The organism is Novosphingopyxis sp. YJ-S2-01, from assembly GCF_016093175.1.
Classification (GTDB): domain Bacteria; phylum Pseudomonadota; class Alphaproteobacteria; order Sphingomonadales; family Sphingomonadaceae; genus Novosphingopyxis; species Novosphingopyxis iocasae.
The window spans coordinates 1092401-1113453 of sequence record NZ_JAEDAI010000001.1 but is presented as its reverse complement, the minus strand read 5'-3'; the positions used below and the strand labels follow the sequence as shown (position 1 = coordinate 1113453).

Sequence of the window (21053 nt, the reverse complement as noted above, 5' to 3'; positions counted from 1 at the left end):
TCAGCTCTGAACGATCATGCCGCCGTTCGGGTGGAGCACCTGGCCGCTCATATAGCTGGCATCCTCGCAAGCAAGGAACAGGAAGCTCGGCGCCACCTCATTGGGCTGGCCGGGACGCCCCATGGGCGTGTCTTCACCGAAATCGTCCATCTCTTCCGGTGGCTGACCGCCATAAGGGTTGAGCGGCGTCCAGATCGGGCCGGGCGCAACGGCGTTCACGCGAATACCGCGGTCCATTACATTCTGGCTTAAAGAGCGCGTGAAAGCGGTGATCGCCCCCTTGGTCGAACTGTAATCGAGCAGGATCGGCTGCCCCTGATACATGGTGACGCTGGTGCAGTTCACGATCGCCGCGCCCTTTTTCATGTGCGGCAGAGCGGCCTGGGTCAGGAAGAACATGGAAAAGATGTTGGACTGGAAGGTGCGGCGCAGCTGCTCTTCCGTAATATCCTCCAGATTGTAATCGGGATGCTGTTCGCCCGCGATGTTGATCAGCAGATCCAGCTGGCCGAACTCGTCCATCACTTGCTGAACCACGTCGCGCGCGAACTCGCTGTCGCCGAGATCTCCGCGCAGGAGGATCGCCTTGCGTCCTTCTTCTTCGACGATTTGTTTGCTGCGGCGCGCGTCCTCGCTTTCCTCTTCGGCATAATAGACGATCGCGATATCGGCGCCTTCGCGCGCGAACAGTGCGGCGACAGCGCGGCCGATGCCGCTGTCCGCGCCGGTAACGATCGCGGTCTTGCCCGTTAGCCGGTCCGAACCGGCATAACGTGGACGCCATTCCGGCTTGTCATCCATGTCCGCTTCGGAGCCCGGCATCCGGGGCTCTTCGTCGATGGGCTCGATGAAATGCTGCTTGTCGCTCATGAGTGCGTGCCTTTCCTTTGGGGGTTCGGAAAGGGCAACGTCCGCCGCCTTGCACAGTTCGCGCCGCCCGCGCATTTTTCCATTCAACATAGGTTCGGTGGGCGGGCAGTCCTACGGAGCTGCGCTTGACTTTACCGCGCCGAACGCTAATTACCCGCCCCGACTGATCGGCCCTGCCGGTCGCTCACCGTCCGAGACAGCCGGTGCCCCTGATTTGGGGGGCTTAATTTCCAGCCTAGACGGGGACAGTTGAAATTTGGGCGCGGCACCGCCGCCCCTGCCATCGCATCCCGTTCTTCGCGGCGGCGCGTGGCTCACCTTTTCCCCACGGACATATCGTAACGAGCCGGGCGGCCCGCTGCCCTGTTCGATTTTCGCGTGTGGAGAACCGATTCCGATCGGCTCTTCATGGACAAGGAGAAAAGCATGAACCGTGCTGAAAAGACCGAGTCGGTTGAATCGCTGAACGCCACGTTCAACGATGCTGCCGTGGTCGTCGTCACGCGCAATCTGGGGCTTACGGTGGCAGCGTCCACCGAACTGCGCTCTCAGATGCGTGAAGCCGGCGCCAGCTACAAGGTCGCCAAGAACCGCCTTGCCCGTATCGCTCTCGACGGAACGCCCTACGGCCAGATCAGCGACATGCTGACCGGTCCGACGGCGCTCGCCACATCGTCGGACCCCGTCGCTGCCGCCAAGGTTGCGATCGAGTTCGCCAAGACCAACGACAAGCTTGAAATTGTCGGCGGTGCGATGGGTGAGACCCTGCTCGATGCGGACGGTGTCAAAGCCCTGGCGTCCATGCCCTCGCTCGATGAACTGCGTGGAACGATCGTCGGCCTCATCCAGGCTCCGGCAACCAAGATCGCCCGCGTCGTCGCCGAGCCGGCCGGCCAGCTGGCCCGCGTCTTCGGTGCCTATGGCGCCAAGGAAGCCGCATAAAACTACCATTGAACCAAAGCCGGCTGCCCTTCTGGCAGCGGCGTAGATAGATTAGAAAAACGGAGCGTATTGAACATGGCAGACATCGAAAAGCTCGTAGAACAGCTGAGCGAACTCACCGTCTTGGAAGCCGCCGAGCTTTCCAAGGCCCTCGAAGAGAAGTGGGGCGTGTCCGCGTCCGCAGCCGTGGCCGTTGCGGCCCCGGCAGCTGGTGGCGGTGAAGCCGCAGCCGAAGAAAAGGACGAGTTCGACGTGGTTCTCACCGGCGACGGTGGCAAGAAGATCCAGGTCATCAAGGAAGTCCGCGCCATCACCGGCCTGGGCCTCACCGATGCCAAGGCTCTCGTCGAAGGCGCGCCCAAGCCGATCAAGGAAGGCGTGAACAAGGCCGAAGCCGAAGAGATCAAGAGCAAGATCGAAGCAGCCGGCGGCACCGTCGAGCTGAAGTAATTCAGCTCCGGCCTCCCGGGCCGGAACATGATTACGAAAAAGGGCGGTCTCCCCGGTGGAGGCCGCCTTTTTTTATTGGCTCCGCGACTCGCAAGGCGCGCCCGCCTTCGGGCACAAAAAAGGCGGCTCCCGCGGGGCCGCCTTAATAGCTTGCGAAAGAGAAGTGGCTCAGGCCAGTGGCACGGGGATGGAGTAGGTCGGCTTCTCCTTATGTCCGCTTTCGCTCTGTTCCGCACAACCAGCAAGGCCGAGCAGAGCCCCCGCGAGCAACAAAACACCAAGTTTCGGCATGCTATTCTCCCTTAGGGCGAATATATCAAAAGATCACCCGGCTGACAATCCAACGCATCGCAAATTGCCTCCAGCGTTGAAAAACGCACGGCTTTGGCCTTGCCCGTCTTCAGGATCGACAGATTAGCAAGCGTGATTCCAACGCGGTCAGCCAATTCGGTCAGCGTCATCCGTCGCTCGTGCAGAAGATCATCGAGGCGCACTTGAATTGCCATTAGACCGTGGCCTCGATTTCCTCGCGCATGTCCGCGCCGCGCTCGAACACCCGGGCCAGCACGAACAAAAGTAAGATGAGCAGGATGCCCGTAACCGAAATGTCGAAATCGATATCGATCTTGTCTGAATAAGCGGCCGCCCACAGGCCGATCAGCCCCAGCACGACGGCACCTATCTCCATCGCCAGCGCGAGCCAGGCCATTCGCCGTAACCGCCGCGCATTCTCCCGCGCGAACGGATCGCCCTGCCCCACCGAAGCGACGATGCCCTGCAGTTCGGTGAGGAAACGAATGAAAAGGAAGATCACCGCAGCCGCCCCTGCCACCACGGCGCTTATCATCATCTTTATCATCGGATCGGACGAGTCTGCACCGGCCTTCAGGATCTCGCTGTCGAGATTGCCGCCATAGATCCACAGGACCGGAAGAAGGATCAGGAGGGCACCGAACGCAATCCACATCAGCGTGCGAAAGATCAGGATGATGATGGCGGCAGCCTTCAGAACGCCGTCGTTCATGGGTTCGTTCATATTGTCCTCCGATAAATCACTTATCGATTTTCGATATATCTGATCTCGCAGGCTGGCAAGCGGATTTATCGAATTACGATATCCGGCGGACGTTGCTCCATCGCTTCGCTTGACAGGCGCGGGGCGTGCGGCTTCACGAAAGCTCCTCTCCCGACGCCGGAATAGATGCCGATGACCGATGCCTCCGCGACCGATAACGCCGATCTCGCCGCGCTGGTGCGGACCATTCCCGATCATCCCAAGCCCGGCATCCTGTTTCGCGATATCTCCACCCTGCTTCTTGATGGCGATGGGTTCCGGCAGACGATCGATCGGCTCGCCGCGCTGGTCGAAGGGGAAGACTATGATCTGATCGCAGGGCTCGAGGCGCGCGGCTTCATCATTGCCTCGGCCCTGTCCTACGTACTGGGCCTTGGCAAAATCATGCTGCGCAAGCCGGGCAAGTTGCCGGGCCAGCGCGTGGGCATCGACTATATGCTCGAATATGGCACCGACCGGATTGAAATGCATGCCGATGCCGTGGGGCCCGGCCAGCGCGTGCTGCTGGTGGATGACCTGATCGCGACCGGCGGCACGGCGCTTGCAGCGGTAGAGCTGCTGCGCGGCGCAGGCGCGGTGGTGGAGACGGCGCTGTTCGTGATCGACCTGCCCGATCTGGGCGGCGCAGCCCGGTTGCGCGAAGCGGGCATCGACGAACGGCACCTGATCGCGTTCGCAGGGGAATAAGCCAAGCCCCTAGCGAATAAGCGCCGCCCTTAGCGGATTAGGGAACGCCCGGCGGCGCGGCCCGGTGAACCAATCGCGCGCCCGCCCATTGGTGGGCATATGAACCGTTACTCTCCCGATACAACCACGCCCGATGGGGCCGACTGGCAGGTCCAGACCGGCGAAGGCCCTATCATCGCCACCGCCATCCATTCCGGACATCGCATCCGCGAAGAGCTGAAGCCTTATCTTGCGATCGAGGACAAGGGCCGCCTGCGCGAGGAAGACCCTCTCACCGATTACTTCCTGACCGTGGCCGATACCAGCGTGCGCGCCAATGTCTCGCGCTTCGAATGCGATCTCAATCGCCCGCGCGATATCTGCATCACACGCGATCCGGCCAAGACCTGGGACTTGCGCATCTGGGACGACGCGCTGCCCGATGAGCTTATGGAGAAGAGCCGCGAGATTCACGATCGCTTTTACCGCGCGATGCGGCGGTTGTGCGATGATCGGATCAAGGAGCATGGCCGCATCCTGCTCCTCGACATTCACAGCTATAATTTCAAACGCGAAGGGCCGGATGGCGCGCCTGCCCCGGCCGAAAAGAACCCGGATATCGATATCGGCGCGACCACGCTGAACAAGGATGTCTACGGCGATCTGCTGGATCAATTTGCCGAGACGCTGGGCAGCGTGCCGGTGAATGGCAGCGCGCCATCGGTCGGCATCAACGTCCGCTGGGAAGATGGTGGCAATTTTCCTGAATGGCTGCACAGCATCTACGGGCCGGATGCCTGTGTCATGACGCTGGAATATAAGAAGATCTTCATGGACGAATGGAGCGAAGAGGCGGACATCTTCGCGCTCCAGCATCTTCGCCAGGGATTGCTGCTCGCGGTCGAGGGTGCGCGGGCCACACTCAGGAACATGGCGGAGGCGGGCCGATGAGCGAGGCACAGGACGCGATCGAACTGCACCCGCAGACGCTGCGGATCGATGAGCATCTCGAGAAACTGGAAGACGAGATCGACTGGCTCGGCCGTCTGACGCCGACCAATATCGATGCGATTTGGACGGGCTTCAAGGACAGCGGCTTCAAGAAGGCACCGGCCTTCGAATATGAGGCGCTGCCAGATAATCTCACCGATATGCGGCGCGAGCTTTTGTCGCTGCACTTCCATGATTTCGATAGCCCGATGTTCGAGGCGCTGTTGATCGAGAAGCAGCGCGAACTGGATCGGCAGATCGAGCTCGTGCGTTTTCGCGACAGGCCCGGCTTCGTCCTGACCAGTCTGGACCTGTTCGGCAATGTGTCCGAAAGCCTGCTCGCCGCAGCGCGCACCATTCGCGATGAGGTGCCGGTGATCGATGCCGGTCCGCGCGATGCGGACGCCGACGCGGTGATCGCATGCGGCGAGGAAGAAATGGCCGCCTATCGTGAGCGGAGCTCCGAGTTTCGGCAGAAAGTGGTGAAAAACCCCAATCGCGGCACGCAGCTCGTCACCATACAGGGCAATCTGCATGTCGCCTGCGATTACGAGATCGAGCGCGCGCGCATCATCCCTCTCTTGGCGCATGAGATCGGCACGCACAGCGTCACCCGCCACAATGGCCGCCTGCAACCGCTCCGCGTTCTGGAATGCGGCCTCGCCGATTATGATCGGATGCAGGAAGGACTTGCCGTCCTTGCCGAATATCTGTGCGGCTACCTGCCCGCCTCCCGCCTGCGTGTGCTCGCGGCGCGCGTGGAAGCAGCGCATATGGCGGTGCTCGATTGCGAGATGCCGGAAATCTTCGCGACGCTGTACGAGGACTATAAGCTTGATGAGCATAGCGCTTTTCACACCGCTCTGCGCGCCAAACGCGGCGGCGGGTTGACCAAGGACGCGGTCTACCTGCGCGGGATCATGGAGATCATGGACTATCTCGCCAATGGCGGTGATTTCGAGATCCTGTTTGTCGGCAAGTTCGCGCTGAAGCAGCTCCACACGTTGGAGCGACTGATCGACGAAGGTCTATTGCTGAAGCCGGATCTGCTGCCGCGCTACCTCGATGATCTCGACGCCATGAAACGCCTCGACCGTGTCCGCACGCTCGATATCACGCAGCTATATCAAGAGAGTTCCGAGTCATGAAAATAGCATTTGCCGTCAACAAGGTCGAAACCGAAAAGGACAATTACACCACCATCCGCCTGGCGCGCAAAGCCAGTGCGCTGGGGCATGAAGTGGCGCTGATCGGGCTGGGCGACTTCATCTACGATGCCGAGGGCTCGATCTGCGCGATGGCGACATTGGGCCAGCAGAAGAAATTCAAGAACGACAGCAATTATCTCAAGCATCTCCACGATCCGGAGAACGAAAAACAGCGCATCTGCGTGGAGGATTATGATGTGCTCATGCTGCGCTCCGACCCGGCGGAGGAGCTTGGCGAGCGCGACTGGGCGCCGCCCGCGGGCCTGCTATTTGCGCAGGTTGCGGCCAGCCATGGGGTGATCGTGCTGAACGATCCGGAGAACCTCACCGATGCGGTGAACAAGACCTATTTCCAGAATTTCCCCGAAGAGGTGCGCGCCGCCACCTGCATCACGCGCGAGGCGAACGAGATCAAATCCTTCCTGGAAAAGCATGACGGAAAAGGCGTCATTAAACCTTTGCAGGGATCGGGCGGCCAGGGCGTCTTCATCATCGATGAGGGCAATAAGAAGAACCTCAACCAGATCATCGAAGCTGTGACGCGCGACGGCTATGCCATCATTCAGGAATATCTCCCCGCAGCGGCCGAAGGCGATGTTCGCATGATTACGCTCAACGGCCGCCCGCTGAAAGTGGACAACTGCTACGCGATCATGCGCCGCTTTTCGCAGAGTGAGGACATGCGCTCCAACATTTCGGCCGGCGGCGGCGTGGAGATGATCGAGCCGACCGACGACATGCTGAAAGTCGCCGAGATCGTCGGCCCCAAGCTGATCGATGACGGGATGTATCTGGCCGGACTCGATATCGCGGGCGACAAGATGATGGAGGTGAACGTGGATACGCCGGGCGGGCTCACCTATATCGAGGATCTGACCGACGTGGACTTTTCAAAGGTCATCATCGAAGATCTGGCCCGTAAGGTGCGCCTGCAGAAACAATATGGCGGCAAGCTGACCAACCGGCAGCTTGCGGTGATCTGACGCGGCAACGCGCTTCCTGCTCATAAAAAACCGCCGCCCCAGCTCTTGCCGAGGCGGCGGTTTTTTTCGGCATTGCGAAGCGTTATTTTCCGAGTTTGGTTTTCAGCTCGTCGATCCGCTCGGAAGCTTCGGCCTTGGTCATGCCCTTTTCGGGCAGCTCAACGTCAGCCTCCTCGCACAGCGTGGTCAGGTAGCTTTTCTGTGCGCCCGTCATAGGCTCATCGCCCGTCACCCAGTTTTCCGGATCTTTCTCGGCATTGTCTGCTGGATGATCCTGCAATTTCGGGTTTTCGATATGATCGGTCATTTCTTGGCCTTTCGTTTTCTGTTTGTTCTTCCCAACCCTATGAGCGCCATTCGGTTCCCGGCCAGCTTGACCAAACGGCTCCACTGCCCTATATCCAAGCTCAACCGCCCCGATCGGGACAGGTCGCCGTCGCGCAGCGCACCTCAAGAATTGATCGGCCGGTCCTACCGATGCGTCAGAAACAGCTGCAGGCCTCCTTCCGGGGAGTAAGCCGTGCGGCCTTTTCGCGTATTCGGCCCCAGCGCTTCGAGACATTTATTGCGGCTCAACGAGGCACAAACTGACATGGCAACCAAGCTTTCCGACACGATGGTCGATGTTCCCACGCGCAAGAAGCGCATCCGGAAGATCTTCGGCGATATTCACGAAGTCATCCAGATGCCGAACCTGATCGAGGTTCAGCGCGAGAGCTATGAGCAGTTCCTGCGCTCCGATCCGTCCATCGATTATGTGTCGGGCCTGGAAAAGACGCTGCGCAGCGTCTTCCCGATCCGCGATTTCGCCGGAACGTCCGAGCTCGATTTTGTGCACTACGAACTGGAAGACCCCAAGTTCGACGTCGAGGAATGCCGCCAGCGTGGCATCACCTATGCCGCGCCGATGAAGGTGACGCTGCGCCTCATCGTGTTCGAGGTTGATCCCGACACTGAAGCCCGCTCCGTGCTCGATATCAAAGAGCAGGACGTTTACATGGGCGACATGCCGCTCATGACGTCGAACGGCACTTTCTTCATCAACGGAACCGAGCGCGTCATCGTTTCGCAGATGCACCGTTCGCCGGGCGTCCTGTTCGATCATGACCGCGGCAAGACCCACTCGTCCGGCAAGTTCCTGTTTGCCGCACGCGTGATCCCCTATCGCGGTTCGTGGCTCGATTTCGAGTTCGACGCCAAGGACATCGTCAACGTGCGTATCGACCGCAAGCGCAAGCTGCCGGTGACGACGCTGCTCTATGCCCTGGGCATGGACGACGAGCAGATCCTGGGTCATTTCTACGACCGCGTGACGTTCGAGCGTGCGAAGGACGGCTGGAAGATTCCGTTCGTCGCCGAAGCGTGGCGCGGCCAGAAGCCGGCGTTCGACATCGTCGACGCGAAGTCCGGCGAAGTCGTCTTCGCCGCCGGTCAGAAGATCACGCCGCGCGCCGCCAAGAAGGCGCAGAACGACGGCATGGAAGAGCTGCTGATCCCGACCGAGGAAATCTTCGGCCGCTACAGCGCGTTCGATCTGATCAACGAAAAGACGGGCGAAATCTACATCGAAGCGGGCGACGAAGTCACCGCGGAGAATCTGGAAAAGCTCGACGATGCCAAGATCAAGACGCTCGAACTGCTCGACATCGATCACTTCAGCACCGGTGCCTGGATCCGCAACACGCTGAAGGCCGATAAGGCCGAAAACCGCGACATGGGTCTCGACGCGATCTACCGCGTCATGCGCCCCGGCGAGCCGCCGACCCGCGAGACCGCCGATGCGCTGTTCGAAGGCCTGTTCTTCGATCCCGAGCGTTACGATCTGTCCGCCGTGGGCCGCGTGAAGCTGAACATGCGCCTCGACCTCGATGCCGAGGACACGGTGACGACGCTGCGTACCGAGGATATCCTCGCCGTAGTCAAGGAACTGGTCGACCTGAAGGACGGCAAGGGCGAGATCGACGATATCGACAATCTCGGCAATCGCCGCGTGCGTTCGGTGGGCGAGCTGCTGGAAAACCAGTACCGCGTCGGCCTGCTGCGCATGGAGCGCGCCGTGAAGGAGCGCATGAGCTCCGTCGACGTGTCGACCGTGATGCCGAACGACCTCATCAACGCCAAGCCCGCTGTGGCTGCCGTGCGCGAGTTCTTCGGCTCCAGCCAGCTCTCGCAGTTCATGGACCAGACCAATCCGCTATCGGAAGTCACCCATAAGCGCCGCGTTTCGGCCCTCGGGCCGGGCGGTCTGACGCGTGAGCGCGCAGGCTTCGAAGTCCGCGACGTTCACCCGACGCACTATGGCCGTATCTGCCCGATCGAGACGCCGGAAGGCCCGAACATCGGCCTGATTAACTCGCTCGCTTCGTTCAGCCGCGTCAATAAATACGGCTTCATCGAGACGCCTTACCGTCTGGTGAAAGACGGCAAGGTCACCAGCGAAGTGGTCTATCTCTCCGCGATGGAAGAGCAGAAGCACACGGTGGCCCAGGCCAATGCCGAGCTGACCGAAGACGGTGCGTTTGTCGAGGATATCGTCTCCAGCCGTCAGGCGGGCGAATTCCTGATGGCGCCGCGCGACATCATCACGTTGATGGACGTCAGCCCCAAGCAGCTGGTGTCGGTCGGTGCGTCCCTGATTCCGTTCCTGGAAAACGATGACGCCAACCGCGCACTGATGGGCGCCAACATGCAGCGTCAGGCCGTGCCGCTGGTGCGCGCCGAGGCGCCTCTGGTCGGCACCGGCATGGAAGCCACCGTGGCCCGCGATTCGGGCGCGGCGATCGGCGCCAAGCGCGCCGGTATCGTCGATCAGGTGGACGCCACCCGTATCGTGATCCGCGTGACGGGCGAAGTCGAAGCCGGCAAGTCCGGTGTGGACATCTATCGTCTGCAGAAGTTCCAGCGTTCGAACCAGAACACCTGCATCAACCAACGCCCGCTGGTGAAGGTGGGCGAGCATGTCGCCGCCGGTGACATCATCGCCGACGGTCCGTCGACCGAGCTGGGTGAGCTGGCGCTCGGCAAGAACAGCCTCGTCGCGTTCATGCCCTGGAACGGCTATAACTATGAGGACTCGATCCTGATCTCCGAGCGCATCGTAAAGGACGATGTGTTCACCTCGATCCATATCGAGGAATTCGAGATCATGGCCCGCGATACGAAGCTTGGGCCGGAAGACATCACCCGCGACATCCCCAATGTGGGGGAGGAAGCGCTGCGCAACCTCGACGAAGCGGGCATCGTCTATATCGGCGCCGAAGTGCATCCGGGCGATATCCTGTGCGGTAAGATCACGCCGAAGGGCGAAAGCCCGATGACGCCGGAAGAAAAGCTTCTGCGCGCCATCTTCGGTGAGAAGGCGTCCGACGTGCGTGACACCTCGCTGCGTCTGCCGCCCGGCGTTGCCGGCACGGTGGTCGAGGTTCGCGTGTTCAACCGTCACGGCATCGACAAGGACGAGCGTGCTCTGGCGATCGAACGCGAGGAAATCGAACGCCTTGCGAAGGACCGCGAGGACGAACGATCCATTCTGAACCGCGCCACCTACAACCGGCTTCGCGAGATGCTGGTTGGCCAGACCGCAACCGCAGCGCCCAAGGGCGTGAAGAAGGGCAGCGAGCTGACCGAAGAGCTTCTGGAAGAGACCGAGAAGCACGAATGGTGGAAGTTCGCGGTTGCCGACGACAAAGTTCAGTCGGACCTCGAAGCGGTGAAGGCCCAGTATGACGAAGCGGTGAAGCTGATCGTCGAGAAGTTCGAAGACCGGCGCGAGAAGCTGGAGCGCGGCGACGAGCTGGCTCCCGGCGTGCTCAAAATGGTCAAGGTCTTCGTGGCGGTGAAGCGCAAGCTGCAACCGGGCGACAAGATGGCCGGCCGTCACGGCAACAAGGGCGTCATCAGCCGCATCCTGCCGATCGAGGACATGCCGTTCCTCGAAGACGGGACGCATGCCGATATCGTGCTGAACCCGCTGGGCGTGCCTTCGCGCATGAACGTCGGGCAGATCTTCGAGACGCATCTGGGCTGGGCCGCACGCGGTCTTGGGCAGCAGATCCAGCAGGATCTGGACGCCTGGCGCCATGCCAACCCCAATCCGGAAGCGGGCTCCCCGCCCGAAGCGATCCGTGAGCGCCTGCTCACCGCTTATGGCGAGGATTACCACGAGGAGATCAAGGCGCGTTCGGATGCCGAGATCATCGATCTGGCCGAGCACACCACCTTCGGCGTTCCCATGGGCACCCCGGTGTTCGACGGTGCGCGCGAGGCGGACGTGTCCGAGATGCTGGAGCGCGCCGGGCTCGATACCTCGGGCCAGGTCACGCTCTACGACGGACGTACGGGCGATCGTTTCCACCGCAAGGTGACCGTCGGCTACATCTACATGCTGAAGCTGCACCACCTGGTGGACGACAAGATCCACGCGCGTTCCATCGGGCCGTACAGCCTAGTCACCCAGCAGCCGCTGGGCGGTAAGGCGCAGTTCGGCGGACAGCGCTTCGGTGAGATGGAGGTCTGGGCGCTCCAGGCCTACGGCGCGGCCTACACGCTGCAGGAAATGCTGACGGTGAAGTCGGACGACGTGATCGGCCGCACCAAGGTCTACGAAGCGATCGTCAAGGGCGACGACACCTTCGAGGCGGGTATTCCGGAAAGCTTCAACGTGCTCGTGAAGGAAATGCGCTCGCTCGGCCTCAACGTCGATCTGCGCAGCTACGACAGCGAAGACGGCGAGGACGGCCCGGACGCGCTTCCGCAGGCGGCCGAATAAGGGTCGGGGCGGCCGCGGCCGCCCTCCCCCACCGACCCTGACAGTATCTGAATGGGCCTATCGGTCCAAAGAGGAACAAAAATGAACGAACTGAGCAAATTCAACAATCCGGTCGCCAAGCCCGAGACGTTCGACGAGATCCAGATCGGTCTCGCGAGCCCCGAGCGCATCCGCAGCTGGTCCTTCGGCGAGATCAAGAAGCCGGAGACGATCAACTATCGTACGTTCAAGCCCGAGCGTGACGGCCTGTTCTGCGCCCGCATCTTCGGTCCGGTGAAGGATTACGAGTGCCTGTGCGGCAAGTACAAGCGCATGAAGTATAAGGGCATCGTCTGCGAAAAGTGCGGCGTCGAGGTGACCGTCACCAAGGTCCGCCGCGAGCGCATGGGCCATATCGAATTGGCCGCGCCGGTTGCGCATATCTGGTTCCTGAAGAGCCTGCCGAGCCGCATCGGCCTGCTGCTCGACATGCAGCTGAAGCAGCTCGAGCGCATCCTGTACTTCGAAAACTATGTCGTGATCGAGCCGGGCCTCACCGCACTGGAGAAGTTCCAACTGCTGACCGAGGACGAGCTGCTCGAAGCGCAGGACGAATATGGCGAGGACGCCTTCTCCGCCGGCATCGGCGCGGAAGCGGTCAAGATCATGCTCATGGATCTCGATCTGGAGCGTGAGCGCGACGATCTGATGGAAGAGCTGGAGACCACCAAGTCCACGCTCAAGCCCAAGAAGATCATCAAGCGCCTGAAGGTGGTCGAAAGCTTCATCGATTCCGGCAACCGCCCGGAATGGATGATCCTGGAAGTCGTGCCGGTCATTCCGCCGGAACTGCGCCCGCTGGTGCCGCTGGACGGTGGCCGCTTCGCGACGTCGGATCTGAACGATCTCTATCGCCGCGTGATCAACCGCAACAACCGCCTGAAGCGCCTGATCGAGCTGCGCGCACCGGACATCATCGTGCGCAATGAAAAGCGCATGCTGCAGGAATCGGTCGACGCATTGTTCGATAACGGCCGTCGCGGCCGTACGATCACGGGCGCCAACAAGCGTCCGCTGAAGTCGCTGTCCGACATGCTGAAGGGCAAGCAGGGCCGCTTCCGTCAGAACCTTCTCGGCAAGCGCGTCGATTATTCGGGCCGTTCGGTCATCGTGACCGGGCCGGAACTCAAGCTGCACCAGTGCGGCCTGCCCAAGAAGATGGCGCTCGAGCTGTTCAAGCCGTTCATCTATGCCCGTCTCGATGCCAAGGGTCTCTCCATGACCCTGAAGCAGGCGAAGAAGTGGGTCGAGAAGGAGCGCAAGGAAGTCTGGGACATCCTGGACGAGGTGATCCGTGAGCATCCCGTGATGCTCAACCGCGCACCGACGCTCCACCGTCTCGGCATCCAGGCGTTCGAGCCCGTGCTGATCGAGGGTAAGGCGATCCAGCTGCATCCGCTCGTCTGCTCGGCCTTCAACGCCGACTTCGACGGTGACCAGATGGCCGTGCACGTCCCGCTGAGCCTCGAGGCGCAGCTGGAAGCGCGCGTGCTGATGATGAGCACCAACAACATCCTGTCGCCTGCCAACGGCAAGCCGATCATCGTTCCTTCACAGGACATGATCCTGGGTCTCTACTACCTCTCGATGGACCGTGAGGGTGAGCCCGGCGAAGGCATGATGCTGTCCGACATGGCCGAAGTGCATCAGGCACTGGAAGTGGGCGCGGTGTCGCTGCACTCCAAGATCGTCAGCCGCGTTCCGCAGGCGGACGAGAACGGCAAGCAGTATATGAAGCGCGTCGAAACGACGCCGGGCCGTATGCTGCTGGCCGAATGTCTGCCGCAGAGCCACAAGGTGCCCTTCGAGCTGGTCAACCGCCTGCTCACCAAGAAGGAAATCGGCGATGTGATTGATCAGGTCTATCGTCACACCGGCCAGAAGGACACGGTGCTGTTCGCCGACGCCATCATGACGCTGGGCTTCCGCAACGCGTTCAAGGCCGGCATCTCCTTCGGCAAGGACGACATGATCATTCCGGAAGAGAAGATTCAGCTGGTCGAGGACGCGCGGGCCACCGTGGCGGACTATGAGCAGCAGTATCAGGACGGTCTGATCACGCAGCAGGAAAAGTACAACAAGGTTATCGACTGCTGGAGCCGTTGCGGCGACCAGGTGGCGAACGCCATGATGGAAAAGCTGAAGGCCACGCCGAAGGATGAGAATGGCCGCGAAGCCGAAGTGAACGCCATCTACATGATGAGCCACTCCGGTGCCCGTGGTAGCCCGGCCCAGATGAAGCAGCTTGCCGGTATGCGCGGCCTGATGGCCAAGCCGAGCGGCGAGATCATCGAGACGCCGATCATCTCGAACTTCAAGGAAGGTCTGACCGTCCTTGAATACTTCAACTCCACCCACGGCGCCCGTAAGGGACTGGCCGACACCGCGCTCAAGACGGCGAACTCGGGTTACCTGACCCGCCGTCTGGTCGACGTCAGCCAGGATTGCACCATCGTCGAGGAAGATTGCGGCACCGAGCGTCTGCTCGAAATGCGCGCGATCATCCAGGGCGGCTCCACCATCGCCTCGCTCGGCGAGCGCGTGCTGGGCCGTACCATCGGCGAGGACATCGTCGAGGATGGCGAAGTGGTCTACAAGACCGGCACCATGCTGGACGAATATGCCGTCGCCAAGATCGAGGAGATGGGCCTGCAGTCGCTCAAGATCCGCAGCCCTCTCGTCTGTGAATCCAAGGTCGGCGTGTGCGGCAAGTGCTACGGGCGCGATCTCGCCCGCGGTACGCCCGTGAACATCGGCGAAGCGGTCGGCGTGATTGCCGCCCAGTCGATCGGTGAGCCCGGCACCCAGCTGACGATGCGGACGTTCCACATCGGCGGCGCGGCACAGCTCAACGAGCAGTCCAACCTCGAAGCCAGCCATGAAGGCGTGATCGAACTGCGCGACCTGCCGACGATCGTCGACAAGCGTGGCCGCCGTCTGGCGATGAGCCGCTCGGGCGAGCTGGTCATCACGGACAAGGAAGGCCGCGAGCTGGCCGTCCACCGCATCGCTTATGGTACGGTGCTGGATGTCGACAATGGCGACAGCGTGAAGCCCGGCGATAAGCTGGCCCAGTGGGATCCGTTCACCCAGCCGGTGATCACGGAAAAGCCGGGCATGGTGAAGTTCCAGGATCTGGTCGACAACAAGACGCTCACCGAGCAGACCGACGAAGCGACGGGTATCGCCCAGCGCGTCGTCACCGAATATCGCGAAACCGGCCGTGGCAAGAAGGAGGACCTGCGTCCTCGCCTGACGCTGCTGGACGAGGATTCGGGCGAAGCTGCGAAGTACCTCCTCGGCCCCGGCACCATGCTGTCGGTCGAAGACGGTCAGCAGGTGGAAGCGGGCGACGTGCTGGCTCGTGTCAGCCGCGAAGCTGCCAAGACGCGCGACATCACCGGCGGTCTGCCGCGTGTTGCCGAGCTGTTCGAGGCGCGCATCCCGAAGGATGTGTCGATCATCGCCAAGATCTCGGGCAAGGTCGAGTTCGTTCGCGACTACAAGGCCAAGCGCAAGATCGCGATCGTTCCGGAAGAGGGCGATCCGGTTGAGTACCTGATCCCCAAGACCAAGGTGCTGGACGTTCAGGAAGGCGATTTCGTCCGCAAGGGCGATAACCTGATCGGCGGTTCTCCGAACCCGCACGACATCCTGGAAGTCATGGGCGTCGAGGCGCTGGCCGAGTTCCTGGTGAGCGAAATCCAGGAAGTCTATCGACTGCAGGGCGTGAAGATCAACGACAAGCACATCGAGACGATCGTTCGTCAGATGCTGCAGAAGGTTGAGATCACCGTCGGCGGCGACACCACTCTCCTCCCCGGAGAGCAGGTCGACCGTGAGGAGATGGACGCGATCAACGCCAAGCTGGGCAAGAACAAGACGCCTGCGGAAGGCAAGCCGGTGCTGCTCGGCATCACCAAGGCTTCGCTACAGACGCGCTCGTTCATCTCGGCCGCTTCGTTCCAGGAAACCACGCGCGTGCTCACGCAGGCCGCGGTCGAAGGAAAGAAGGACGTTCTGACGGGCCTCAAGGAGAATGTGATCGTGGGCCGCCTCATCCCCGCCGGTACCGGCGCGGCGATGAACCGCGTGCGCATTGCGGCCAACAGCCGCGATACGGCGCTACGTGCCCAGCAGCGCAAGATCCAGGAAGAGCTCATCGCCGCGCAGACTGCCGCCGAAGAGCATGAGGCCGAACTGAAGCAGGACGCGGACGCCGCTGTGGCGACCAGCGATCCGCTCGGTGAAGTCGTCACCGACAGCGCTGGCGAAGGCCCGGCTCCGGAATAAGCTTCCCAAGCTTTTCGGTTCGAAAAAGAAAAAGCCCGCCGGAGACGATCCGGCGGGCTTTTTCATTGGGTCGGCTGAGCCTTGAAGCTATCGGCTTGTGTCGTTCGCGCTCTCGATCCGCCGATGATGGTCGGCAATTTCCCCCGCGGTGGTCCACCAGATGCCCTCGTCGGTTTTTTCGCGCAGCCTTTTCAGCACTTCGCGGAGAGCCGGAAGGCGGTGTGCCTGCCCCATCACATAGGGATGCAGCGCGATGCCAAGCGCCACCGGATGCTTCCGGCCGTCGATCAATAGCTGCTCGACCGCGCGCTCGATCATCGTCGCAAAGCCTTCCGCCTCCTGCTGACGTGCGACGATCGCCGGAATGTCGTTGATCTCCTGCGAATAGGGCACCGACAGGATGGGCCGGGATCGCGTCTCGAACCAGACCGGCTGATCGTCATGCGCCCAGTCCAGCAGATCGTCATAGCCCGCCTCCGCAAGCAGATCGGGCGTCTGCTCGCTCTGTGATATCCAGGGGCCGAGCCAACCGCGCGGCCTTGCGCCCATCGAGGCGAGCGCTTGCGTCGTCCGCTCGATCATCGCGCGTTCTGCCGCTTCGTCCATCGCCCCCTGCGCCTCGGCATTGGTCATGCCGTGCGCGGCGATCTCGTCCCCCCGGTCGCGGCACGCTTCCACCAGCCGCGGGCAACGCTCGACCAGTTCGGCATTCACGAGCGCGGTGGTCTTGAGGTCCAGTTCGTCAAAGAGATCGAACATGCGCCACGCGCCAACGCGGTTGCCGTAATCGCGCCAGGCGTAGTTCATCACATCAGGCTCGGTCTGAGAGGGCGCCAGCGTCGCACCCAGCCCTTTGCCGAAGTGAAAGACTTCGTGGTTTACGCCGATGTAGAGCGCGACACGGCGTCCACCGGGCCAATCGAACGAAGGGCGATCGACGATCGCACTATAGGGGTACCGTTGATGCTGTGGTTTCATGGCGCTGCGAACGCGCAGCCGCCGGAAACGTGCCCGGGGCGATCAGGCGACTAGGCTTCGTCGCCCGGCGTCACGTTTTGAATCAACAGAAGCACGGTGCCGAACACCAGCGTCACGGTACCCACCAGCAGACCCGCGAGGAAGATCACCAGCGTGTAGATCACGGTGTAAAGGATCGGATACCACTGCGCCGGTACCTTCTCGAACTGTCCGATCGGCAGCGTCAACACCAGGAGCAGGATCACCGATCCCGCCAGCGACAGCGTGCTGAACAGCGCAATATTCTTGATCCGCTTGTACACCGAACGGTCAAACTCGGTATCGAGACGCATCATGAAACCGACGAGCGTGAGCATCAAAGCCAGCGTCGTGCCCGAGCTGGTGGCCATGGCACTGCCCAGATAGAGGGCTGAACCGCGCAGCGTTTCGATCATATCGAGCGCCTTGGCGCTGGAATAGATGAGGCCATTGGCCCAATATCCGAGCCCGCCGAACAGAAAAATGCTGACGCTAGCGATTAGCGCCTTGCGTTCCGGTGTCATCGCTGAAGCCTTTCTACTGGACGGTGGCGCGGTCTGGCCTGTCAGCAGCGCGCAGTAGTAACGACAGGTTCCTTTTCACGAAAGGGCCGCTTCAACAGCGCCCGGCTGATCCTTATTATTTCTTATGGCTCGCCTTCCGCTGCACGCGGCGATGGCCCAGATCGATGGGCGCCCACGGACTGCTTTGCGGAGGTTGCTGCACATTCAGCGATGCCGCGCTAGAAGGCGGCTCATGCGTGCCCTCGTCCCTCTGCTTATCGCGATTTCTACGCTCGGACCGACGCCTGCTGCCGCGTCGCAATATGCCTCGCCCTATCACGAACTGCAGGCGATGGACGGACAACTCGCCACCATCGGCTACCGCCTCGCCACCGCCAACGCACCGCTGTGCGAGCGGCTGGACGGCGCGACCGGTCTGCAATTGCACGACATCGCGCAATATGGGGATCGCGATGCGATTGCCGGCGTGTTCGCGTTCGAAAGCCCGGTCGAAGTCGAAGCGGTGGTGCCAGGCAGCCCTGGAGAGACCGCTGCTATTGTGCCGGGCGACGCGCTGGTCGCCCTCCAATACGGCACGCAGACGCAGCGCATCGAAGCGATGACCGAGGGGCTGACGGACGATCCCTATACGCGCATCCAGCGCATCGCGGACGCTTTTGCCGCCGCCACTTCGGCAGGCCACCCCGTTACGCTCGATCTTCTGCGTCACGGCCGTCCCCTTTCGATCACGCTGACCCCAGCCCCCGCCTGTGCCACGCGCTTTCAGCTGTTGATCGAGAAAGGTTATGACGCGGGCGCGGATGGGCGGATGGTCAGCGTGAACCTGCCGCTTATGCAATATGCGCTGGGTGCGCCCGATGGCGAGGGTCAGCTCGCCGCCGTCGTCGCGCACGAATTTGCCCACAATGTCCTGCGCCATCGCGAACGGCTGAACGCTGTCGACATCAAGCGTGGCATCGGGCGGATGTTCGGCAAGAACCCGCGCCGGATCCGGCAGACCGAGGAGGAGGCGGACCGGCTGTCGGTCTGGCTGCTCGCCAATGCCGGTTACGATCCCGCCAGCGCGATCCGCTTCTGGGAACGTTTTGGCCGCGAACATGGCGAGGGGCTGATCAGCGATGGCACGCATGCGCGCTGGAAGGAACGCGCCAAAGCGATTGACGAGGAGATCGCCCGCCTGCCCACCGCCGCCACGCGCAATGGAGCGAAGGTTCCACCGATCCTGACGCAGCCGCTCCCCTCCCTGAAATAGTCTCTCCAGACATTAGGCATGACGCGTCAAAACCCGCGGCCTTGCCCACGGCCCTTGCCGCCACCATCTTCTGGACAAGTGATTTTCAGGAAGGAACTCTCCCATGAGCGAACAGGCCATATTTGCCGGCGGCTGCTTCTGGTGCACCGAAGCGGTGTTCAAGCAGCTTGGAGGCGTTAGCGCAGTCGAAAGCGGCTATATCGGCGGCCATGTCGACAATCCGACGTATCGCGAAGTCTGCTCCGGCACGACCGGTCATGCCGAGGCGATCCGGGTCACCTATGATCCCTCTGTCATATCTTATGGCGATCTGGCGGATATCTTTTTTGCGACGCACGACCCGACGCAGCTCAACCGCCAGGGCAATGATGTCGGCACCCAATATCGCAGCGCCATGTTCCCGCTGGACGATGACCAGCAAGCGGAAGCCGAAGCCGCGATCGACCGGGCGGCCAAGGACCATTCGGGCGAAATCGTCACCACTATCGAGGAAGCGACCACCTGGTATCCTGCCGAGGATTATCATCAGGATTATTGGGACGGCGAAGGGCAAGGCAATCCCTACTGCATGGCGGTGATTCCGCCCAAGCTTCAGAAGCTGAAGAAGGGCTTTGCGGACAGGTTGCGCGAGACGGCCTGACCAATCCAGATTAGTCGACAACCCAGATCAGTTGAAAACAAAGCGAGCTCCTGCGAAGGCAGGGGCTCGTTGTGCAATGACAGGGACAATTTCATGAAACCGATCCGCAAGGCCGTTTTTCCTGTCGCGGGCCTTGGCACGCGCTTCCTCCCCGCGACGAAAGCGGTGCCCAAGGAAATGCTGCCGGTGATCGACAAGCCGCTGATCCAGTATGCTGTGGACGAGGCGCGCGAAGCGGGGATCGAGCAGATGATCTTCGTTACGGGCCGCGGCAAAAGCGCGATCGAGGATCATTTCGACATCGCCTATGAGCTGCAAACGACCATGGGTGAGCGCGGCAAGGACATGGATTTGCTGGACGGCACGCGCCTTGGCCCCGGCGCGTGCGTATATGTTCGTCAGCAGGAGCCGCTGGGTCTGGGCCATGCGATCTGGTGTGCGCGCGACATCGTGGGCGATGAGCCCTTTGCCATCTTCCTGCCCGACGAGATGATGCACGGTTCGCCCGGCTGCATGAAGCAGATGGTGGATGCCTATGAAAAGGTCGGCGGCAACATGATCAGCGTGCTCGAAGTCCCGCGCGACGCGGTGTCGAGCTACGGCGTGGTCGATCCGGGCGACAGCGACGGCAGCCTGACCGAAGTGAAGGGTCTCGTCGAAAAACCCGCGGTGGAGGATGCGCCTTCCAACCTCATCGTATCCGGCCGCTATATCCTACAGCCCGAGGTGATGCGCGTGCTGGAAACGCAGGAAGCAGGCGCCGGGGGCGAGATCCAGCTTACCGACGCGATGGCCAAGATGATCGGCCAGCAACCCTTCCACGCGCATATCTTCGACGGCGAACGGTTCGATTGCGGCTCGAAGGTCGGCTATCTCAAGGCCAATCTCGCTCTGGCGCTCGAACGGCCCGAACTGGCGAAGGAAGTCCGCGCCTTCGCGGTCGATCTCCTGAACTGATCGTTCACCATATCGTTACTCGGCGCAGCTTAGGGTGAACCTCATGTCCTTGCTCCGTGCCTTACCCCTGCTGCTTGCCGTCCCGATGCTCGGCGGATGTCTCAGCACCGTGGCCGATGTGGTGACGCTGCCCGTCAAGATCGCCAAAACCGGCGTGAATGCGGTGGGTTCGGGCATCGACGCGGTCACCGTCAGCCAGTCCGAGCGGGACGAGAAGCGTGGCCGCGATCTGCGCCGACGCGAAGAACGGCTGGGCAAACTTTCGCGCGAACGGGACAAGCTGCAACGCAAATGCGATCGCGATCCGGGCGATGATGCCTGCGCGGACCTGTACAAGGTCGAGCGCGAGATGGAGTATCTGATGAACGAGCCGGTCTGAAACCGCCTCGCATTGCGCCAT

Annotated in this window: 19 protein-coding genes; 12 read left to right on the top strand and 7 right to left on the bottom strand. The window is 61.6% G+C overall.

Annotation, left to right across the window (positions count from 1 at the left end; translation table 11 throughout):
* Positions 1-870, bottom strand: coding sequence for an SDR family oxidoreductase (locus I6A82_RS05400; RefSeq protein ID WP_198094060.1), 870 nt, complete (start codon positions 868-870; stop codon positions 1-3).
* A gap of 426 nt (positions 871-1296) precedes the next feature.
* Between I6A82_RS05400 and rplJ the strand changes: the two genes are divergently transcribed.
* Entirely contained in the window at positions 1297-1812 is a 516-nt protein-coding gene (gene rplJ / locus I6A82_RS05395) for a 50S ribosomal protein L10 (RefSeq protein WP_187335430.1), read from the top strand.
* Positions 1813-1887: 75 nt separating this feature from the next.
* A complete protein-coding gene (gene rplL, locus I6A82_RS05390; RefSeq protein WP_187335429.1) occupies positions 1888-2262 on the top strand; it encodes a 50S ribosomal protein L7/L12 in 375 nt (124 codons plus the stop codon).
* 168 nt (positions 2263-2430) lie between these two features.
* Here the strand turns inward: rplL and I6A82_RS14620 are convergent, their stop codons facing one another.
* Genes I6A82_RS14620 through I6A82_RS05380 form a run of 3 tightly spaced genes read right to left on the bottom strand, consistent with a single transcriptional unit; the run spans position 2431 to position 3298 of the window.
* Complete coding sequence (locus I6A82_RS14620; protein WP_269750368.1) at positions 2431-2553, bottom strand: hypothetical protein; 123 nt, start codon at positions 2551-2553, stop codon at positions 2431-2433.
* An 11-nt stretch (positions 2554-2564) separates the two neighbouring features.
* Positions 2565-2768 carry a helix-turn-helix domain-containing protein gene (locus tag I6A82_RS05385; protein WP_198094059.1) on the bottom strand — a complete coding sequence of 68 codons (204 nt, stop codon included), beginning with the start codon at positions 2766-2768 and terminating at the stop codon, positions 2565-2567.
* Positions 2768-3298 carry a DUF2975 domain-containing protein gene (locus I6A82_RS05380; protein ID WP_198094058.1) on the bottom strand — a complete coding sequence of 177 codons (531 nt, stop codon included), beginning with the start codon at positions 3296-3298 and terminating at the stop codon, positions 2768-2770. The genes I6A82_RS05385 and I6A82_RS05380 overlap by 1 nt, the downstream gene beginning before the upstream one ends.
* A gap of 171 nt (positions 3299-3469) precedes the next feature.
* Here I6A82_RS05380 and I6A82_RS05375 point away from each other — a divergent pair, with 171 nt between their 5' ends.
* From I6A82_RS05375 to I6A82_RS05360, 4 genes are all read left to right on the top strand, one after another.
* The gene (locus I6A82_RS05375; RefSeq protein WP_198094057.1) at positions 3470-4024 is read left to right on the top strand and encodes an adenine phosphoribosyltransferase; all 555 of its coding nucleotides are present in this window, start codon (positions 3470-3472) and stop codon (positions 4022-4024) included.
* A 99-nt stretch (positions 4025-4123) separates the two neighbouring features.
* Positions 4124-4954: an N-formylglutamate amidohydrolase gene (locus tag I6A82_RS05370; RefSeq protein ID WP_198094056.1), complete on the top strand. Its 831-nt coding sequence runs from the start codon at positions 4124-4126 to the stop codon at positions 4952-4954.
* The gene (locus I6A82_RS05365) at positions 4951-6141 is read left to right on the top strand and encodes a tyrosine/phenylalanine carboxypeptidase domain-containing protein (RefSeq protein WP_198094055.1); all 1191 of its coding nucleotides are present in this window, start codon (positions 4951-4953) and stop codon (positions 6139-6141) included. Before I6A82_RS05370 ends, I6A82_RS05365 begins: the two co-directional genes overlap by 4 nt.
* On the top strand, positions 6138-7184 hold the full coding sequence (locus I6A82_RS05360; protein WP_198094054.1) for a glutathione synthetase: 1047 nt from the start codon (positions 6138-6140) through the stop codon (positions 7182-7184). The genes I6A82_RS05365 and I6A82_RS05360 overlap by 4 nt, the downstream gene beginning before the upstream one ends.
* Positions 7185-7266: 82 nt before the next feature.
* Here I6A82_RS05360 and I6A82_RS05355 read toward each other — a convergent pair whose 3' ends face one another.
* Positions 7267-7491: a DUF3072 domain-containing protein gene (locus I6A82_RS05355; RefSeq protein WP_198094053.1), complete on the bottom strand. Its 225-nt coding sequence runs from the start codon at positions 7489-7491 to the stop codon at positions 7267-7269.
* A gap of 285 nt (positions 7492-7776) precedes the next feature.
* On the opposite strand from I6A82_RS05355, the gene rpoB reads away from it, so the two are divergent.
* The gene (gene rpoB / locus I6A82_RS05350; RefSeq protein ID WP_232343302.1) at positions 7777-11952 is read left to right on the top strand and encodes a DNA-directed RNA polymerase subunit beta; all 4176 of its coding nucleotides are present in this window, start codon (positions 7777-7779) and stop codon (positions 11950-11952) included.
* Between the two features lie 81 nt (positions 11953-12033).
* Positions 12034-16284 carry a DNA-directed RNA polymerase subunit beta' gene (gene rpoC / locus I6A82_RS05345; RefSeq protein WP_198094052.1) on the top strand — a complete coding sequence of 1417 codons (4251 nt, stop codon included), beginning with the start codon at positions 12034-12036 and terminating at the stop codon, positions 16282-16284.
* Positions 16285-16371: 87 nt separating this feature from the next.
* On the opposite strand, the gene I6A82_RS05340 is transcribed toward rpoC, so the two are convergent.
* Positions 16372-17262 (bottom strand): polysaccharide deacetylase family protein, encoded by an 891-nt coding sequence (locus I6A82_RS05340; protein ID WP_198094051.1) that lies wholly within the window; start codon positions 17260-17262, stop codon positions 16372-16374.
* Positions 17263-17312: 50 nt separating this feature from the next.
* On the bottom strand, positions 17313-17804 hold the full coding sequence (locus tag I6A82_RS05335) for a hypothetical protein (protein WP_187335419.1): 492 nt from the start codon (positions 17802-17804) through the stop codon (positions 17313-17315).
* 232 nt (positions 17805-18036) lie between these two features.
* On the opposite strand from I6A82_RS05335, the gene I6A82_RS05330 reads away from it, so the two are divergent.
* From I6A82_RS05330 to I6A82_RS05315, 4 genes are all read left to right on the top strand, one after another.
* Positions 18037-19056, top strand: a complete 1020-nt coding sequence (locus I6A82_RS05330; RefSeq protein WP_198094050.1) for a M48 family metallopeptidase — start codon at positions 18037-18039, stop codon at positions 19054-19056.
* 103 nt (positions 19057-19159) lie between these two features.
* The gene (gene msrA / locus I6A82_RS05325; RefSeq protein WP_198094049.1) at positions 19160-19696 is read left to right on the top strand and encodes a peptide-methionine (S)-S-oxide reductase MsrA; all 537 of its coding nucleotides are present in this window, start codon (positions 19160-19162) and stop codon (positions 19694-19696) included.
* 93 nt (positions 19697-19789) lie between these two features.
* Positions 19790-20653 (top strand): UTP--glucose-1-phosphate uridylyltransferase GalU, encoded by an 864-nt coding sequence (gene galU / locus I6A82_RS05320; protein WP_198094048.1) that lies wholly within the window; start codon positions 19790-19792, stop codon positions 20651-20653.
* Positions 20654-20696: 43 nt separating this feature from the next.
* A complete protein-coding gene (locus I6A82_RS05315; RefSeq protein WP_232343301.1) occupies positions 20697-21032 on the top strand; it encodes a hypothetical protein in 336 nt (111 codons plus the stop codon).
* Positions 21033-21053 lie beyond the last annotated feature (21 nt).